The sequence below is a fragment of the Paenirhodobacter ferrireducens genome (assembly GCF_004022265.1).
Taxonomy (GTDB): Bacteria; Pseudomonadota; Alphaproteobacteria; order Rhodobacterales; family Rhodobacteraceae; genus Rhodobacter; species Rhodobacter ferrireducens.
In genome coordinates this window covers 47545-63647 of sequence record NZ_SAVB01000020.1, presented here as the reverse complement: position 1 = coordinate 63647, position 16103 = coordinate 47545, and the positions used below count along the sequence as shown (strand labels likewise).

At 69.9% G+C, this 16103-nt stretch carries 15 protein-coding genes; 12 read left to right on the top strand and 3 right to left on the bottom strand.

Translation table 11 applies throughout. The features are described from left to right. The first annotated feature begins 220 nt into the window (after window positions 1-220). Together EOW65_RS14355 and EOW65_RS14350 are read left to right on the top strand one after the other, a co-directional pair. Window positions 221-658 carry a YqaA family protein gene (locus EOW65_RS14355; RefSeq protein WP_128150547.1) on the top strand — a complete coding sequence of 146 codons (438 nt, stop codon included), beginning with the start codon at window positions 221-223 and terminating at the stop codon, window positions 656-658. Between the two features lie 13 nt (window positions 659-671). After that, complete coding sequence (locus EOW65_RS14350) at window positions 672-1898, top strand: MFS transporter (protein ID WP_128150546.1); 1227 nt, start codon at window positions 672-674, stop codon at window positions 1896-1898. A 48-nt stretch (window positions 1899-1946) separates the two neighbouring features. On the opposite strand, the gene EOW65_RS14345 is transcribed toward EOW65_RS14350, so the two are convergent. The 3 genes from EOW65_RS14345 to EOW65_RS14335 form a co-directional block, all read right to left on the bottom strand. Next, complete coding sequence (locus tag EOW65_RS14345; protein WP_240664700.1) at window positions 1947-3227, bottom strand: ferredoxin reductase family protein; 1281 nt, start codon at window positions 3225-3227, stop codon at window positions 1947-1949. Window positions 3228-3592: 365 nt separating this feature from the next. Continuing rightward, window positions 3593-4300: a GntR family transcriptional regulator gene (locus tag EOW65_RS14340; RefSeq protein ID WP_128150544.1), complete on the bottom strand. Its 708-nt coding sequence runs from the start codon at window positions 4298-4300 to the stop codon at window positions 3593-3595. Window positions 4301-4302: 2 nt separating this feature from the next. Then, window positions 4303-5673: a formimidoylglutamate deiminase gene (locus EOW65_RS14335; RefSeq protein ID WP_128150543.1), complete on the bottom strand. Its 1371-nt coding sequence runs from the start codon at window positions 5671-5673 to the stop codon at window positions 4303-4305. Window positions 5674-5773: 100 nt separating this feature from the next. On the opposite strand from EOW65_RS14335, the gene hutI reads away from it, so the two are divergent. The 10 genes from hutI (at window position 5774) to EOW65_RS14285 (ending at window position 16103) form a co-directional block, all read left to right on the top strand. Further along, the gene (gene hutI / locus EOW65_RS14330; RefSeq protein ID WP_128150542.1) at window positions 5774-6952 is read left to right on the top strand and encodes an imidazolonepropionase; all 1179 of its coding nucleotides are present in this window, start codon (window positions 5774-5776) and stop codon (window positions 6950-6952) included. Further along, window positions 6946-8466, top strand: a complete 1521-nt coding sequence (gene hutH, locus EOW65_RS14325) for a histidine ammonia-lyase (RefSeq protein WP_128150541.1) — start codon at window positions 6946-6948, stop codon at window positions 8464-8466. Before hutI ends, hutH begins: the two co-directional genes overlap by 7 nt. Beyond that, a complete protein-coding gene (hutG, locus tag EOW65_RS14320; RefSeq protein WP_128150540.1) occupies window positions 8463-9257 on the top strand; it encodes an N-formylglutamate deformylase in 795 nt (264 codons plus the stop codon). Before hutH ends, hutG begins: the two co-directional genes overlap by 4 nt. Further along, window positions 9254-10450 carry a CaiB/BaiF CoA transferase family protein gene (locus tag EOW65_RS14315; RefSeq protein ID WP_128150539.1) on the top strand — a complete coding sequence of 399 codons (1197 nt, stop codon included), beginning with the start codon at window positions 9254-9256 and terminating at the stop codon, window positions 10448-10450. Before hutG ends, EOW65_RS14315 begins: the two co-directional genes overlap by 4 nt. Beyond that, window positions 10443-11585: an acyl-CoA dehydrogenase family protein gene (locus tag EOW65_RS14310; protein WP_128150538.1), complete on the top strand. Its 1143-nt coding sequence runs from the start codon at window positions 10443-10445 to the stop codon at window positions 11583-11585. Before EOW65_RS14315 ends, EOW65_RS14310 begins: the two co-directional genes overlap by 8 nt. Window positions 11586-11604: 19 nt before the next feature. Next, entirely contained in the window at window positions 11605-13299 is a 1695-nt protein-coding gene (hutU, locus tag EOW65_RS14305; protein ID WP_128150537.1) for a urocanate hydratase, read from the top strand. Then, a complete protein-coding gene (locus tag EOW65_RS14300; protein WP_128150536.1) occupies window positions 13296-13841 on the top strand; it encodes a HutD/Ves family protein in 546 nt (181 codons plus the stop codon). The genes hutU and EOW65_RS14300 overlap by 4 nt, the downstream gene beginning before the upstream one ends. A gap of 93 nt (window positions 13842-13934) precedes the next feature. Further along, the gene (locus tag EOW65_RS14295) at window positions 13935-14747 is read left to right on the top strand and encodes a transporter substrate-binding domain-containing protein (protein ID WP_113899734.1); all 813 of its coding nucleotides are present in this window, start codon (window positions 13935-13937) and stop codon (window positions 14745-14747) included. Between the two features lie 49 nt (window positions 14748-14796). Continuing rightward, a complete protein-coding gene (locus EOW65_RS14290) occupies window positions 14797-15444 on the top strand; it encodes an amino acid ABC transporter permease (protein ID WP_128150535.1) in 648 nt (215 codons plus the stop codon). Then, window positions 15444-16103 carry an amino acid ABC transporter permease gene (locus EOW65_RS14285; protein WP_240664699.1) on the top strand — a complete coding sequence of 220 codons (660 nt, stop codon included), beginning with the start codon at window positions 15444-15446 and terminating at the stop codon, window positions 16101-16103. The genes EOW65_RS14290 and EOW65_RS14285 overlap by 1 nt, the downstream gene beginning before the upstream one ends.

Below are 16103 nucleotides of genomic sequence, written 5' to 3'. Positions count from 1 at the left end.
GCCGCAGGCGGCAAGCGTCAGCACCAAGGCCAGCAGAAGAACCGTTCGCATCGCATCCTCCTTTTCCAACGGACCCAGCCTACGCCTCGCGGCCGGTCCGGTCGACGGTTTTCCTCCGCGGCCGATCGGCGCGTGCCGGGCTGGCCTTCGGCGGGGTTTTCGGCGACGAAGGGGCGCCGGGGCGTGCCGGCGGCAAAGGGCGGGAGGCGGGGCAGTTCGGATGATGGCGCTGACGGGGCTCTTTCTTGCGGCACTGGTCGCGGCGACGCTGATCCCGGCGCAATCCGAGGCGGTGCTGAGCGGGCTGATCCTGGCCGGCGGCCATCCGGTCTCGCTGCTGCTGGTGGTGGCAACGGCGGGCAATGTCCTTGGCGCGGCGATCAACTGGGCGCTTGGCCGCTTCCTGATCCGCTATGCCGGGCGGCGCTGGTTTCCGGTCTCGGGCGTGGCGCTCGGCCGGGCGACGGGCTGGTATCGCCGCTGGGGGCACTGGAGCCTGCTCGGCGCCTGGCTGCCGATCGTCGGCGATCCGCTGACCCTTGCCGCCGGCGTGCTGCGCGAGCCGCTGTGGCGCTTTCTCGTGATCGTGACGGCGGCGAAGGGCGGGCGCTATGCCGTGCTCGCCTGGGCCGTGCTAAGGGTGCAGGCATCGGTCTAGCAGGAGACGGGCGATGGACGGGAAGACGGCGGCGAAGACGGGTGGCTGGCGCGTCTTGCCGGCGGGGATCTGGGCGCTCGGCTTCGTGTCGATGCTGATGGATGTCTCGTCCGAGATGATCCACGCGCTCCTGCCGATCTATCTGACCGCGGGGCTTGGCGCGACCGCGCTCGCTGTTGGCGTGATCGAGGGCATCGCCGAGGCGACGGCGGCGATCACCAAGGTCTTCTCGGGGGCGCTCTCCGACCGCATCGGCCGGCGCAAGGAACTGGCCGCCCTCGGCTATGGTCTGGCCGCGCTGACGAAGCCGGTGTTTCCGCTCGCCTCCTCGCTTGGCTGGGTGGTTGCGGCGCGGTTCGTCGACCGGGTCGGCAAGGGCATCCGCGGTGCCCCGCGCGACGCGCTGATCGCCGATCTGACGCCCGAGGGGCTGCGCGGCGCGGCCTTCGGGCTGCGCCAGTCGCTCGACACCGTCGGCGCCTTCATCGGCCCGCTCGCGGCAATCGGGCTGATGGCGCTCTTCGCGGATGATTTCAGCAAGGTGTTCTGGGTGGCGGTGATTCCGGCCTTCCTGGCGCTTGCGCTGATCCTGACCGCGGTGCACGAGCCGCCGCGGCAGGACCGGCACCCGCCGCGCAACCCGCTGTCGCGTGCCGAGCTGTCGCAGCTGCCGCCCGGCTATTGGGCGGCGGTGGCGGTCTCGGCGGTCTTCACCCTGGCGCGGTTCAGCGAGGCCTTTCTGATCCTGCGCGCTGCCGAGGCGGGGCTTGCCGCGGCGCTGGTGCCGCTGGTGCTGGTCGGGATGAACCTCGTCTATGCACTGGCCGCCTATCCGGTGGGGGCGCTCTCCGACCGCATCGGCCGTCGCGGCCTGCTGGTCGCGGGGCTGGCTCTGCTGATCCTTGCCGATCTCGTGCTGGCGCTGGTGCCCGGGCTTTCGGGCGTTGCGGTCGGGGTGCTGATCTGGGGGCTGCACATGGGCGCGACGCAGGGGCTGCTTTCCGCTCTGGTGGCCGATGCTGCGCCGGTGGCGCTGCGCGGCACCGCCTTCGGCCTTTTCAACCTCGTCACCGGCATTGCGCTGTTGTTGGCGAGCGTCATCGCCGGGGCATTGTGGGAGGGGATCGGTGCCCAGGCGACCTTCCTGAGCGGCGCCCTTTTCGCAGCATTGGCGCTGGCCGGCGTGCTGTGGCTGGGCCGGGCAGGGCTTGCGCGACCCGGGTCCGTCCGCCGGGGGTAAGCCCCCCGGCGGGGCGGCGAAGCCGCGCGGGCCGCGCCCGGCCAGGTCTCAGCGCAGCTCGAACAGCTCCTGATGGAAGCGGGTTTCGACATCCAGCCCCTGCGCCGCGAAATCGGCGCGCAGCGCCTTGCCGAAGCCGCTCGGTCCGCAGAACCACAGGCTGGCCTCGCGCCAGCCCGGGACGGTTTCGCGGATCCGCTGTCCTCCGAGGTGGCCGTCCCTTGCGTCGATCAGCACATGCAGGCGCACCTTCGCGGCGCGGGCATCGGCCGCGAGCCGTTCGAGCGCCGCGTCATCGACTTCCCGCGTCGAATGGAACAGGTCGATCTCGGGGCGCGGGGTATCGGGCGCCGTGCCTGCCATTTCCTTGAGCCGGGCGAGGAACGGGGTGATCCCGATCCCGGCGCCGATCCAGATCTGCCGCGGCGCCCCGTCGTCGAAGGTGAAGCAGCCATAGGGGCCCTCGACGGTGACCGGCTGTCCGACCTTCAGCGTCTTGGCGAGTTTCGCGGTGTGATCGCCGAGTTCCTTGGTGACGAAAGCGATCTTCGGGTCCGTCGGTTTCCAGGCCGAGGCGATCGTGTAGGGATGTGCGCCTTCAAACTGGTTCGAGGTGACGAAGGCGAACTGCCCGGCCTTGTGTCCGGGCCATCCGCTGCCGAGGCGGATCACGGTCTCAAGCGAGTGCACGCCGGGATATTGGCTCAGCTCGGCGATTTCCCCCCGGACCCGCCGGGTCCGACCGATCGCCCCGAAGACCGAAACGAGCGCGGCATAGCTGCCCGCCAGCATCAGCAGCGCAAGAATCGGACCGAGCGGGGTGAACCACATCGCGTAATCGAGCAGAATCACGGTGTGAAAGACCAGCACGAGATAGACGACCGGCAGGACACGGTGAGTATAGCGGAACAGCCGGTAGGGAACCAGTTTCACCAGCGCGATCAGCAGCAGCACGACCGCCGCGTAGAACGCCCATTCCCCGAGCCCCTCCGCGGTGCCGCGAAACGACATCAGAAAGGCGCGCACCGGCTCGGTGATCTCCGGACGCGGCCCGCGCTCGGGGCGTGCGACAAGCCCTGCGCCGACTGCCCATTTCGGCGCTTCCGACCAGAGCCAGTGAAAGACCGCCAGCGCGAGGGCGCCGATGCCGAGCCACTTGTGCAGACGGTACATCTTGTCGAGCCCGCCGAGCCGGGCTTCGGGCCAGCGCGGCCGGAGCGACAGGATCATCGCGACGCTCATCGCCGCGATCGCCAGCGTTCCCGTTGCCTGCATGAGGTCATCGCGCAGGGCGAACAGGTTGGAGGCGGAGAAGATGCTCAGGTTCAACAGGAGCCAAAGGGCGCCCATACCGCCCCAAAACCCCCAAAACAGTCTCAGATTGGTGCGTGTCATACTCTGTCCTTCGTCGTTTTGCCAAAAGGGGCGTGCGATGGTGGTGGGGGCACGATGCAGCCCGCCGGGTGTAATTCCGGAAATCATACGCGCGAGCATGGCGCTTTCGTCGCGCCGGACCAAGTTTTTCCGGTCCTGCGTCAACGGGTCTCAGCCGCGTCCATCAATGTTGCCCGGGCCGCTGCTGCGGTGCGCGCGGATTTCGGGGAAAGGCCTGCTCGCTGTCCTGCCGATGCGGCCCTGCCGTGCGGCGGGGCGGGGGATGCGGCACGGGGGGCAGCAGGGCGCGTGGCGGGGCGTTACAGCTCCAGCCCCAGCCGGAACGCCGGGGTGAAATATTCCTGCACATGGGTGATGGCCGCCTCGTGCATCCAGGTGATGCGCAAGATGCTCAGCACCGGGGCGGTGGGCGCGCAGGCCAGAGGCCCGGCGGCCGCGCCGGCTGCGACGGCCTGAAACTCCATCGTGCCGTGGGTATAGGGCGATTCGCGCACCAGCCATTCGTTCGGGCTGAGCCGGGTCAGATCGGCGCCGGTGATCGCTGGCACGGTATCGACCACGATCCAGCGGTCCTCGAACATGTGCGGCGCGCCGTCGGCGAGATGCAGGCTCTGGACATGCAGCATCGTCTCGCCCCCGCTCAGGTGCAGCCGCGCCGCGACCGGGCCGGGCGGCGGCGCGATCTCGCGCAGCAAAGGACGATACTCATAGTCCTGGCCGCGCGCCTCCACCTCGTTGCGGATCAGCGGGATGTCGAGCGTTGCCTTGCGCCGCGGCGCTTCCATTACCCGGGTGCCGGCCTTGCGACGGCGGTCAAGGAAGCCCGAGGCGGCGAGGTCCTGCAACGCCCGGTTCACCGTGGCCCGGGCGCAGCCGAATTCGGCGGCAAGCTCGGCCTCGTTCGGGATCAGGCTGCCGGGCGTATAGGCGCGGGTGCGGATGCGGCGCATCATCACGTCGCGTATCGCCTGCCAGGTTGTCGGGCTGCCGGGCAGATCTCCGTGCATGCTTACCCCTCCCGGGCCAGCCTCCGCACCACCCGGGCATAGGCCGTAACAATCTCCTCTCGCCGGACATGAACCCCGTCGCGCACCATGTGCCGGCCCGCCGACCAGACCTCGCGCACCGCGCGGTCGTCGCGGGCGAAGATCCAGGTGTCGAGAACCACATCCCCGGTCCTTCCCTGCCCGTCGGGGCCGAGATCGTCAAGCGCAAGCAGATCGGCCCAGAGCCCCGGTGCGATCGCGCCGCTTGCCCGGCCCGCCGCCTGTGCCCCGCCTTCGGCGGCGCCCTGCAGCAGCACCCGCCCGGTCGAGCGCCCGGCCTCGGCCAGCGCGGCGCGGGTATGGTCGCGCAGGCGCTGCGAATAATCGAGCGTGCGCAGCTCCTCGGTCAGCGAGATCCGGATGTTGCTGTCCGAGCCGATGCCGAAGCGCCCGCCGCCGGCGCGCCAGCGCAACCCGTCGAAGATGCCGTCGCCCAGGTTCGATTCGGTGATCGGGCACAGCCCGGCCACCGCCCCGCTGGCGGCCAGCGCCGTGGTTTCTGCGGGCAGCATCTGGGTGGCATGGATCAGGCACCAGCGCGGATCGACCGGCGCATTTTCCAGCAGCCACTGCACCGGGCGGCGGCCGGTGGCGGCGAGAACTTCGTCGACCTCGGCCTGCTGCTCGGCAAGGTGGATGTGGATCGGGCGGTCGCCGGCCAGCGCGATCGCCGCCGCAAGGCCCGGGCCATCGACCGCGCGCAGGCTGTGCGGCGCCACGCCCATGCCGCTGTCGGCGCCCAGGGCCGCGACATGCCGCGCCGCCGCCGCATGCAGCCGTGCATAGCGCTCGGGGTCGTTGCCGAAGCGATCCTGGCCGCTCGTCAGCGCCCGCCGGTCGAGTCCGCCATAGCTGTAGAGCACCGGCAGCAACGTCAGCCCGATGCCCGATTGCGCGGCGGCGGCGGCGATCCGCCCCGACATCTCGGCCAGATCGGCATAGGGCACGCCCCCCGGCGCGTGATGGAGATAATGGAACTCGACATTGGTGGCATAGCCGGCCTCGAGCATTTCCATCTGCACGAAGGCGGCGATCGCCTGCACATCCTCGGGGGTGATCTGCTCGAGGAAGCGATACATCAGTTGCCGCCAGGTCCAGAAACTGTCGCGCGGATCGGCGCCGCGGCGTTCGGTCAGCCCCGCCATGGCGCGCTGAAAGGCATGGCTGTGCAGGTTGGCGGGCGCCGGCAGCAGCGTCTCCACCAGCTGCGCCCCGGCGGGCTGCGCCGTATCGGCCTGCACCGCGGCAATCCGGCCGTCGTCGCCGATTTCCACCCGCACCGCCTGCGCCCACCCGTCCTGCACCAGCGCCTGACGCGCCCAGATCGTCTGCATTGCCGGAACCTCCGCCCGAATTCACCGTGTTGACAGGAATATTATGTGCAGACATATTATTTTCAATCAACCCCGAATCGCAGCACGACGGGACCAGCACATGACCGATTTCACACTCACCAATGCCACGCTCATCCCCTGCGGTCCCGGGGCGCCGCGCCGGATCGCGCGCGGCTGGCTGCGCATCGTCGCAGGGCGGATCGTGGCGATGGGCGAGGGCGAGGCCGATGGCGAGGACCTGGGCGGTCGGGTCGTCACGCCGGCGCCGATCGACTGCCACACCCATCTCGTGCATGGCGGCAACCGCGCGCGGGAGTTCGAGATGCGCCTCGAAGGTGCCAGCTACGAAGAGATCGCCCGCGCCGGCGGTGGCATCCTGTCGACCGTCACCGCCACCCGTGCCGCCACCGAGGCCGAGCTGCTGGCCTCGGCGCTGCCACGGCTCGACACGCTGCTGGCCGAGGGTGTGGCGACGGTCGAGGTGAAGTCGGGCTACGGGCTGACGATCGCGGACGAGCTGAAGATGCTGCGCGCGGCGCGGGCGCTGGCTGCGGTGCGCCCGGTGCGCATCGTCACCAGCTGGCTTGCCGCCCATGCGCTGCCGCCCGAATACGCGGGCCGCGCCGACGCCTATATCGAGGAGGTGGCGATTGCCGGCCTGCGCGCCGCCCATGCCGAGGGGCTGGTCGATGCGGTCGACGGCTTTTGCGAAGGCATCGCCTTCTCGCCGGCGCAGATGGCGCGGCTCTTCGACGTGGCGGCAGAGCTTGGCCTGCCGGTGAAGCTGCATGCCGAGCAGCTCTCGCATCTGGGCGGCTGCCAGCTGGTCGCCGCGCGCGGCGGGCTTTCGGCCGATCACGTCGAGCATGCCACCGCCGCGGATGCGCGGGCGATGGCGGCGGCGGGCACCGTCGCCACGCTGCTGCCCGGCGCCTTCTACACCCTGCGCGAGACGCAGATGCCGCCGATCGCCGCCTTCCGCGATGCGGGCTGCGCGATGGCGCTGGCCACCGACTGCAACCCGGGCACCGCGCCGCTGACCTCGATCCTGCTGACGCTGAACATGGCCTCGACGCTGTTCCGCCTGACGCCGGAGGAGGGGCTGCATGGCATCACCTGCCATGCGGCCCGTGCGCTTGGCCTGAGCGACTGCGGCCGTCTCGCGCCGGGGCTGCGCGCCGATCTCGCGGTCTGGGACATCGAGGACCCGGCCGAACTGGCCTATCGCATCGGTTTCAACCCGCTTCATGCCCGCTATTTCGAAGGACGCAAATGCTGACCCTCATTCCCGGCGAAGCCACGCTCGCCCAGCTCGAAACCCTCTGGCGCACCGCGGCCCCGGCCCGGCTCGACCCGCGGGCGCATCCCGCCATTGCCGCCTCGGCGGCGCGGATCGCGGCGGCGGCGGCCGGCGACGCGGCGGTCTATGGTGTCAATACCGGCTTTGGCAAGCTCGCCTCGGTGCGGATCGCGCCCGAGGATACCGCGACGCTGCAGCGCAATCTGATCCTGTCGCATTGCTGCGGCGTCGGCGCGCCGCTCGCCCCCGAGACCGTGCGGCTGATGATGGCGCTGAAGTTGCTCAGCCTCGGCCGCGGTGCCTCGGGCGTGCGCCCGGAGATCGTCGCGCTGCTCGAGGGGATGCTGGCGCAGGGGGTGACCCCGGTGGTGCCCGAGCAGGGCTCGGTCGGGGCCTCGGGCGATCTCGCGCCGCTCGCCCATATGGCGGCGGTGATGATTGGCGCGGGCGAGGCCCTCGTGGCGGGCGAGCGCCTGCCCGGCGCCGCGGCGCTGGCGCGTGCGGGACTTGTGCCGGTGGTGCTTGGCGCGAAAGAGGGGCTGGCCCTGATCAACGGCACGCAGTTCTCGACCGCGCTCGCGCTCGTCGGGCTGTTCCGGGCGCTGAACTGCCTGCGCGGCGCGGTGGTGACCGGCGCGATGTCGACCGACGCGATCATGGGCTCGACCGCGCCCACCCGCGCCGAGATCCACACCCTGCGCGGCCACGCCGGCCAGATCGACGTCGCCGCCGCGATGCGTGCCCTGCTTGCGGGCAGCGAGATCCGCGAAAGCCACCGCGAGGGCGACGCCCGCGTGCAGGATCCCTATTGCATCCGCTGCCAGCCGCAGGTGACGGGCGCCGCGCTCGACCTGCTGCGCTTTGCCGCCGGCACCCTGATCACCGAGGCCAATGCGGTGACCGACAATCCGCTGGTGCTCTCCGATGGCACGATCGTCTCGGGCGGCAATTTCCATGCCGAGCCGGTGGCCTTTGCCGCCGACCAGATCGCCCTGGCCGTGGCCGAGATCGGCGCCATCGCGCAGCGCCGCATCGCGCTGATGGTCGACCCGGCGCTGAGCTTCGGCCTGCCGCCGTTCCTGACCCCGGCGCCGGGGCTGAACTCGGGCCTGATGATCGCCGAGGTCACCACCGCCGCGCTGATGAGCGAGAACAAGCACCTCGCCGCGCCCTGCTCGGTCGACAGCACGCCGACCAGCGCGAACCAGGAAGACCATGTCAGCATGGCCGCCCACGGTGCGCGCCGGCTTGGCCTGATGACACAGAACCTCGCCGTGATCCTTGGCGTTGAGGCGATCTGCGCCGGCCAGGGCATCGAGTTCCGCGCCCCGCTTGCCACCTCGGCGCCGCTGGCCCGGGCGCTGGCCGTGTTGCGCAGCCGGGTGGCGACGATGGGCGAGGACCGCTTCCTCGCCCCCGACCTTGCCGCCGCACAGGGGCTGATTGAAGACGGCGCGCTGGTTGCCGCCACCGGGCTGGAGATTGTCGCATGACCCCCGTTGAAGTCATCCCGGGCGATGGTCCGGTGATCCTTGGTCTGCCGCACACCGGCACCTTCCTGCCCGAGGAGATCCGCGCCCGGCTGACTCCCCGCGGCCAGGAACTGGCCGATACCGACTGGCATGTCCATGAGCTCTATGCGGGCCTGCTGCCCGGCGCGACCACGGTGCGCGCGACCTTCCATCGCTATGTGATCGACGCGAACCGCGGGCCCGAGGACGAGAGCCTCTATCCCGGGCAGAACACCACGGGTCTCGTGCCCTCCACCGACTTCGATGGCGTGCCGATCTGGGGCGAGGCGCCCGACGCCGCCGAGGTGGCCGATCGTCTCGCGCGCTTCCATGCGCCCTATCACGCGGCCCTCGCGGCCGAGATCGCGCGGGTGAAGGCGCGGCACGGCGTGGCGATCCTCTACGACTGCCACTCGATCCGCAGCCATATCCCCTTCCTCTTCGAGGGCACCTTGCCCGATTTCAACATCGGCACTGCCGGCGGCACCAGCTGCGCGCCGCAGATCGAGGCTGCGGCGCGCACGGTCTGTGCCGGGGCCGAGGGCTTCAGCCATGTGCTGAACGGCCGTTTCCGGGGGGGCTGGACCACCCGCCATTATGGCCGGCCGGAAACCGGGGTGCATGCGATCCAGATGGAGCTGGCACAATCGACGCATCTTGCCACCGAGGCCGCGCCCTGGACGCTGAGCACCGAAAAGGCCGCCCGGCTGCGCCCGCATCTGGCCGGGATCCTCGCCCGGCTCGCCGCGCTTGCGCCGGAGCTCGCGCGATGAAACCGCTTGCCGGACTGCGCATCCTCGACCTGACGCGGGTGCTCGCGGGGCCCTTCGCCACCGCGATCCTTGCCGATCTCGGCGCCGAGGTGATCAAGCTCGAACCGCCGCAGGGCGACGACTATCGCCACATCGGCCCGTTCACCGCGGGGCAGTCGGCGCTTTTCACCCTGACGAACCGCGGCAAGGCCTCGGTCGTCGTCGATCTGAAGACGCCCGAGGGCCAGGCGCTGGCGCGTGACCTTGCTGCCCGCTGCGACGTGGTGGTGGAGAACTTCCGCCCCGGTGTTGCCGCGCGGCTCGGTCTTGGCGCTGAGGCGCTGCGTGCGGCCAATCCCGGCCTCGTCTATTGCTCGATCTCGGGCTTCGGCCAGCAGGGGCCGGCCGCCGGGCTGCCCGCCTATGACCTCGTGGCGCAGGCGATGTCGGGCTGGATGGCTGCGACCGGCGAGGAGGACGGCGCGCCGCTGAAGGTCGGCGAGGCGCTCGGCGACGTGGCGGCCGGTCTTTACGCGGTGATCGCGATCCTTGCCGCGCTGGTCGGGCGCGGTCAGACCGGGTGTGGCGCGGCACTCGACGTGGCGATGGTGGATTGCCTCGTCGCGATGCTGCCGACAAGCCATGCGCTCCACCTCTATGCCGGCGTGCCGGTGGCGCGGGTCGGCAACCGCCATCCGCTGTCCACCCCCTTCGGCGCCTTCCGCACTGCCGATGGCCATGCGATCATCGCGGTGCTGGGCAGCCGCCAGTTCGCCGCGCTTTGCGCCGTGATCGGTGCGCCCGAGGCGGCCGCGGACCCGCGCTTTGCCTCCGACGAGCTGCGCACCACGCATGAACCCGCGCTGCGCGCGCTGATCGAGGGCTGGACGGCGCAGCATTCCACCGACGCGGTGGTTGCGGCGCTGGCCGCGGCGCAGGTGCCCACGGCGCCGATCCTGACGCTGGCGCAGCAGCTTGCCTCGGAGCACGCCCGCGCCCGCGCGCTGGTGACCGCCTTGCCGCATCACGCGCTTGGCACGGCGCCGGTGGTGGGCCAGCCGGTCCGCTTCGACGGCGCCGCGCCGCTGGCTGCGACCGGCGCCCCGGCGCTTGGCGGGCAGACCCGCGCGGTGCTCGAGGGGCTGGGGCTGAGCAGGAAACAGATCGACGGGCTGATTGCCGCGGGGATCGTGACGGAGACGACAGATGACTGATTTTGACCACCTGCTCGGCGACGAGGAGCGGATTTTCCTCGACACCCTCGCCCGGTTCTCGGCCGAGGTGCTGGCCCCGCAGGCCGCGGCGACCGACGAGAGCGGCGCCTTCGTGCACGCGCAACTCGCCGCGCTCGCCGAAACCGGGATGATGGGCGCGAACCTGCCCGAACGCTGGGGCGGGGCGGAGATCTCGGCGCATGCGCTGTTCGAGGCGGTGGCGACGGTGGCGGGCGGCTGCGGCTCGACCGTCTCGGCGCTGACCGCTCATTTCCTCGCCACCGACAGCCTGCTCATCGGCGGCGATGACGCGCTGCGCGCGCGCTTGCTGCCGGCGGCGGCCGAGGGCCGGCTGCTCGGCGCCTTCGGTCTGACCGAGCCGAACGCCGGATCGGACCCGGCTGACATGCGTACCCGTGCCACCCGCGAGGGCGACGGCTGGCGGATCAAAGGGCGCAAGTGCTTCATCTCGAACGGCGGCGTCGCCGATTTCATCGTGGTCTATTGCGTCACCGACCCGGCGGCGGGGCATCGCGGGATCTCGGCCTTCGTGGTCGAGAAGGGCACGCCCGGCCTCACCCCGGGGCGGGTCGAGCAGACCATGGGGCTGCGCGGCGGCCATGTCTGGGAACTCGACCTCGACGTGCTGGTGCCCGAGGCGAACCGGCTCGGTGCCGAGGGCACGGGGTTCCGCACCGCGATGCAGGTGCTCGACAACGGCCGTGTCGAGGTTGCGGCGATGGCGGTGGGCATTGCCCGCGCGGCCCTCGCCGCCGCCCGAGACTGGACGAAGAGCCGCATCATCGGTGGGGCGCCGCTCGCCAGCCGCCAGGGCATCCAGTGGATGCTGGCCGACATGGCGACCGAGCTGAGCGCGGCCGAGCTGCTCGGCCACGAGGCGGCACGCCAGCGTCAGGCGCATCAGCGCTTCACCACCGCGGCCTCGAAAGCCAAGCTGTTCGCCACCGAGGCCGCCGGGCGCATCGCCGATGCCGCGCTGCAGATCCATGGCGGCTACGGCTATACCCGCGACTTCCCGCTTGAACGTCACGCCCGCGACCTGCGCATCATGCGCATCTACGAGGGCTCTTCCGAAATCCAACGCAACATCATCGCAGGCCGGCTGCTTGCCTGACGCGCCGAAAGGACACACCATGACCAATCCCCGTCACAACATCCGCGACATCTTCCCGGCGACCGGAACCGAGATCAGCGCGAAAAGCTGGCTGACCGAGGCTCCGCTGCGGATGCTGATGAACAACCTGCACCCGGATGTCGCCGAGAACCCGCACGAGCTGGTGGTCTATGGCGGCATCGGCCGCGCGGCCCGCACCTGGGAAGATTTCGACCGCATCTGCGACAGCCTGCGCAAGCTCGAGGCGGACGAGACGCTGCTTGTGCAGTCGGGCAAGCCGGTCGGCGTGTTCCGCACCCACCCGGATGCGCCGCGGGTGCTGATCGCGAACTCGAACCTGGTGCCGCACTGGGCCACCTGGGACCATTTCAACGAGCTCGATAAGAAGGGTCTGGCGATGTATGGCCAGATGACCGCGGGCTCGTGGATCTACATCGGCACGCAGGGCATCGTGCAGGGTACCTACGAGACCTTCGCCGAGGCCGGCCGGCAGCATTACGACGGCTCGCTCAAGGGCCGCTGGATCCTGACCGCCGGGCTCGGCGGCATGGGGGGCGCGCAGCCGCTCGCTGCGGTGATGGCCGGCGCCTGCTGCCTTGCCGTCGAATGCGACGAGACCCGTGCCGATTTCCGCATCCGCACCCGCTATTGCGACGAGAAGACCCATTCGCTCGATGAGGCGCTGGCGATGATCGCGCGCTGGACCGCGGCGGGCGAGGCGAAATCGGTCGCGTTGATCGGCAACGCCGCCGAGATCTTCCCCGAGATCGTGCGCCGGATGAAGGCGGGCGAGGCGCTGCCGAACGGACGGCCCGACATCGTCACCGACCAGACCTCGGCGCATGACCCGATCCACGGCTATCTGCCGCGCGGCTGGAGCGTCGCCGAGTGGCGCGCGCGTCAGGAGACCGAGCCGAAGGCGGTGGAACAGGCCGCCCGCGCCAGCATGAAGGCGCATGTCGCCGCGATGGTCGATTTCTGGAACGCCGGCGTGCCGACGCTCGATTACGGCAACAACATCCGGCAAATGGCGCTCGAGGAAGGGCTCGAGAACGCCTTTGCCTTCCCGGGCTTCGTGCCGGCCTATATCCGGCCGCTGTTCTGCCGCGGCATCGGGCCGTTCCGCTGGGCGGCGCTTTCGGGCGATCCGGAAGACATCTACAAGACCGATGCAAAGATGAAGGAGCTGTTCCCCGAGAACGCGCATCTGCACCGCTGGCTCGACATGGCGCGCGAGCGCATCGCCTTCCAGGGCCTGCCGGCGCGGATCATGTGGATCGGCCTTGGCGACCGGCACCGTGCCGGCCTCGCGATCAACGAGATGGTGCGTACGGGCGAGCTGAAGGCGCCGGTGGTGATCGGCCGCGACCACCTCGATTCGGGCTCGGTCGCCTCGCCCAACCGCGAGACCGAGGCGATGAAGGACGGTTCGGATGCGGTCTCGGACTGGCCGCTGCTGAACGCGCTGCTCAACACCGCCTCCGGCGCGACCTGGGTCTCGTTGCATCACGGCGGCGGCGTCGGCATGGGCTTCTCGCAGCATTCGGGCATGGTGATCTGTTGCGATGGCACCGAAGAGGCCGACCGTCGCATCGAGCGGGTGCTGTGGAACGACCCGGCGACCGGCGTCATGCGCCACGCCGATGCAGGCTACGAGATCGCGAAGGACTGCGCGCGCGAACACGGGCTGAACCTGCCCGGCATCCTGAAATGAGGCTGATCCGCCGCGACGACCTGACCGCGCAGCCGTGGAAGAACGGCGGCGGCCGGACCTGGGAGATCGCCGCCTCTCCCGAGGGCGCCGGTTTCGACGCCTTCGGCTGGCGCGTGAGCATGGCCGAGGTGGCGGCGGATGGCCCGTTCTCGGCCTTTGCGGGCATCGACCGCACGCTGAGCGTGCTGTCGGGGGCGATGTTGCTCGACTTCGCCGCCGGGGGTACGGTCGCGCTCGACGCGGCTGCGCCGCCGCTTGCCTTTCCGGGCGAAGCGGCGGTACAGGCGCGTCTTGTGCAGGGGCCGGTGATCGACCTCAACGTGATGACACGGCGCGGGGCCTTCGGTCATCGCGTGACTGCCCTGCGAACGGGCGAAGTCGCGCCGCAGGGGACGATGCTGTTGATCGCGCGGGCGGAATCGACGCTCGATAGCGGTCTGGCCCTTGCGCATGGCACGGTTTTGCGCGCCGATCCGCAGGAAGACCTTGCGGGGCTGCGCGGCACCGGGGCGCTTCTGGCCGTGGGGCTGCGGGCGCTTTGACGATTTCCGGCGCCGGGCCCGGCGCCGGTTCCACAGTCGGTGCCTAAGGGGCGCGGCACCGATCGCAACCAGCCCCGACGACAGGAGAGACACATGACCTTCCAGACCTCGCTGAAATCGGCCCTCTTCGGCCTTTCGGCGCTCACCCTCGCCGCCACCGGCGCGCTGGCCGACCAGCTTGCCGACATCAAGGCCGCCGGCAAGATCGTCGCCGCGACGGAGATGCACTATGCGCCCTTCGACATGCTCGAGAACGGTGAATACGTCGGCTTCGACCGCGACCTCTTCGACGAGATCGCCAAGGAGCTGGGCGTGACGCCGGAATATCAGGACCTGCCCTGGACCTCGATCCTGCCCGGGCTCGAGGTGAAGAAGTTCGACTTCGTGCTCGCTCCGGTGACGATGACCGCCGAGCGCGCCGAGCGCTATGCCTTCACCCTGCCGATCTCGGATGCCACGGTCGCCTTCGTCCAGCGCAAGGGCGGGCCGCTGAGCACGCCCGAGGACGCCAAGGGCAAGACCGTCGGCACCCAGAAGGGCACCGCACAGGAAATCCAGCTGCAGGCCTTCAGCGACAAGATCGGCGGCATCACCATCAAGGGCTACGGCACGCCGGACGAGGCCTATGCCGACCTGATGACCGGGCGTCTCGACGCGGTGGCGGGCTCGGCGCCGCTGCTGAACTATCTCGCCAAGACCCGGCCGGCGGATTTCGCCGTGGTCAATCCGCCGTTCGGCAAGCCCACCTATTTCGCCTTCGTCGCGCGCAAGGGGGAGGGCGACACGCTGATCGCCGCGATCAACGAGGCGATCAAGAAGATCGAGGACGACGGCCGGATGAAGGCGCTGCAGGAAAAGTGGTTCGGCGCTGCGACCGAGCTGCCGCAAGAGATGCCGCAGCTCTGATGCAACCCGCGGGCCGGTCTGACCGGCCCGCTCTTTCCGAGAGGCGGCAATGTTCTCGTTCCAGACGATCTTCGACAATCTGCCGGTGCTGATCGGCGCGGCACGCTATACGCTGCTGATCTCGGTGCTGGGCTGCGCGCAGGGGCTGCTGGTCGGCGCCGTGGTCTGTGCCGGGGCGCTGTCGCGCCGGGTCTGGCTGCGCCGGGCCGCCGCGCTTTACGTCAGCTTCTTCCGCGGTGTGCCGCTGTTGATCCAGCTGCTCGTCGCCTTCTATCTGCTGCCGGTGATCGGCATCAACGTGCCCGCGCTGGTGGCCGCAGTGCTGACCGTCGGCCTGTGCGCCGCCGCCTACCTGTCCGAGGTGCTGCGCGGTGCGCTCAACGCCATTCCGAGGGGCCAGGCCGAGGCTGCCGCCGCGATCGGCATGGCGCCGCGCGATCTGTGGCTGCGCATCCTGCTGCCGCAGGCGCTCAAGATCGGCCTGCCCGCGATCATCAACGAGCTGATCTTGCTGGTGAAGGCAAGTTCGCTCGTCACCGTCGTCGGGATCGTCGAGATCACCCGGATGAGCCAGTCGATCGCCTCCGCCACCTATCGCCCGCTCGAAATCTACCTTGCCGCCGCCTTCCTCTATCTCGCGATCAACCTGGTGATCGCGCAGGCGGGCCGGCTGCTGGAACGGAGGCTCGCCTACTGATGCCTGATCTGCTGCACCGTTATGGCCCCGATCTGCTGACCGGCTTCGGCATGACGCTGTTCACCTGGGCGCTTGGCACGCTGCTGGGCTTCGCGCTCGGCTTCGCCATCGAACTGCTGCGCCGCTTCGGGCCGAAACGCCTTGCCTGGCCGATCCGCGCCTATGTCGAGTTCATCCGCGGCACGCCCTTCCTCGTGCAGCTTTTCGTGCTCTATTACGGCGGCCCGCTGATCGGGCTGCGGCTCGATGCGCTGCCCGCCGGCGTGCTCGGGCTCACCATCTATGGCAGCGCCTATTTCACCGAGATCCTGCGCGCCGGTTTCGATGCCGTGCCGAAGGGGCAGATCGAGGCCGCCCGCGCCATGGGCTTTACCGACGGGGTGATCGTGCGGCGGATCATGGTGCCGGTGATGATGGTCTCGGCGCTGCCGGCGCTGGTGAACTTTGCCATCATCCTCACCAAGGAAACGGTGATCCTGTCGATGATTACCGTGCCCGAGATCATGTTCCAGACCCAGACGATGATGAGCGAGACCTTCGCCTTCGTCGAGCCGATCCTCATTCTCGCCCTGTTCTTCTGGGGCTTTGTCGAGGTGATCTCGCGCCTCGGCCGCCGCCTCGAGCGGCGCTTCACCCACTACCTGCTCGAGCGGAGCTGA

Coding starts and splice junctions, on each gene's coding strand:
- EOW65_RS14355 (WP_128150547.1), top strand. CDS start 221: ATGATGGCGCTGACGGGGCTCTTTCTTGCGGCACTGGTCGCGGCGACG.
- EOW65_RS14350 (WP_128150546.1), top strand. CDS start 672: ATGGACGGGAAGACGGCGGCGAAGACGGGTGGCTGGCGCGTCTTGCCG.
- EOW65_RS14340 (WP_128150544.1), bottom strand. CDS start 4,300: ATGCACGGAGATCTGCCCGGCAGCCCGACAACCTGGCAGGCGATACGC.
- EOW65_RS14335 (WP_128150543.1), bottom strand. CDS start 5,673: ATGCAGACGATCTGGGCGCGTCAGGCGCTGGTGCAGGACGGGTGGGCG.
- hutI (WP_128150542.1), top strand. CDS start 5,774: ATGACCGATTTCACACTCACCAATGCCACGCTCATCCCCTGCGGTCCC.
- hutH (WP_128150541.1), top strand. CDS start 6,946: ATGCTGACCCTCATTCCCGGCGAAGCCACGCTCGCCCAGCTCGAAACC.
- hutG (WP_128150540.1), top strand. CDS start 8,463: ATGACCCCCGTTGAAGTCATCCCGGGCGATGGTCCGGTGATCCTTGGT.
- EOW65_RS14315 (WP_128150539.1), top strand. CDS start 9,254: ATGAAACCGCTTGCCGGACTGCGCATCCTCGACCTGACGCGGGTGCTC.
- EOW65_RS14310 (WP_128150538.1), top strand. CDS start 10,443: ATGACTGATTTTGACCACCTGCTCGGCGACGAGGAGCGGATTTTCCTC.
- hutU (WP_128150537.1), top strand. CDS start 11,605: ATGACCAATCCCCGTCACAACATCCGCGACATCTTCCCGGCGACCGGA.
- EOW65_RS14300 (WP_128150536.1), top strand. CDS start 13,296: ATGAGGCTGATCCGCCGCGACGACCTGACCGCGCAGCCGTGGAAGAAC.
- EOW65_RS14295 (WP_113899734.1), top strand. CDS start 13,935: ATGACCTTCCAGACCTCGCTGAAATCGGCCCTCTTCGGCCTTTCGGCG.
- EOW65_RS14290 (WP_128150535.1), top strand. CDS start 14,797: ATGTTCTCGTTCCAGACGATCTTCGACAATCTGCCGGTGCTGATCGGC.
- EOW65_RS14285 (WP_240664699.1), top strand. CDS start 15,444: ATGCCTGATCTGCTGCACCGTTATGGCCCCGATCTGCTGACCGGCTTC.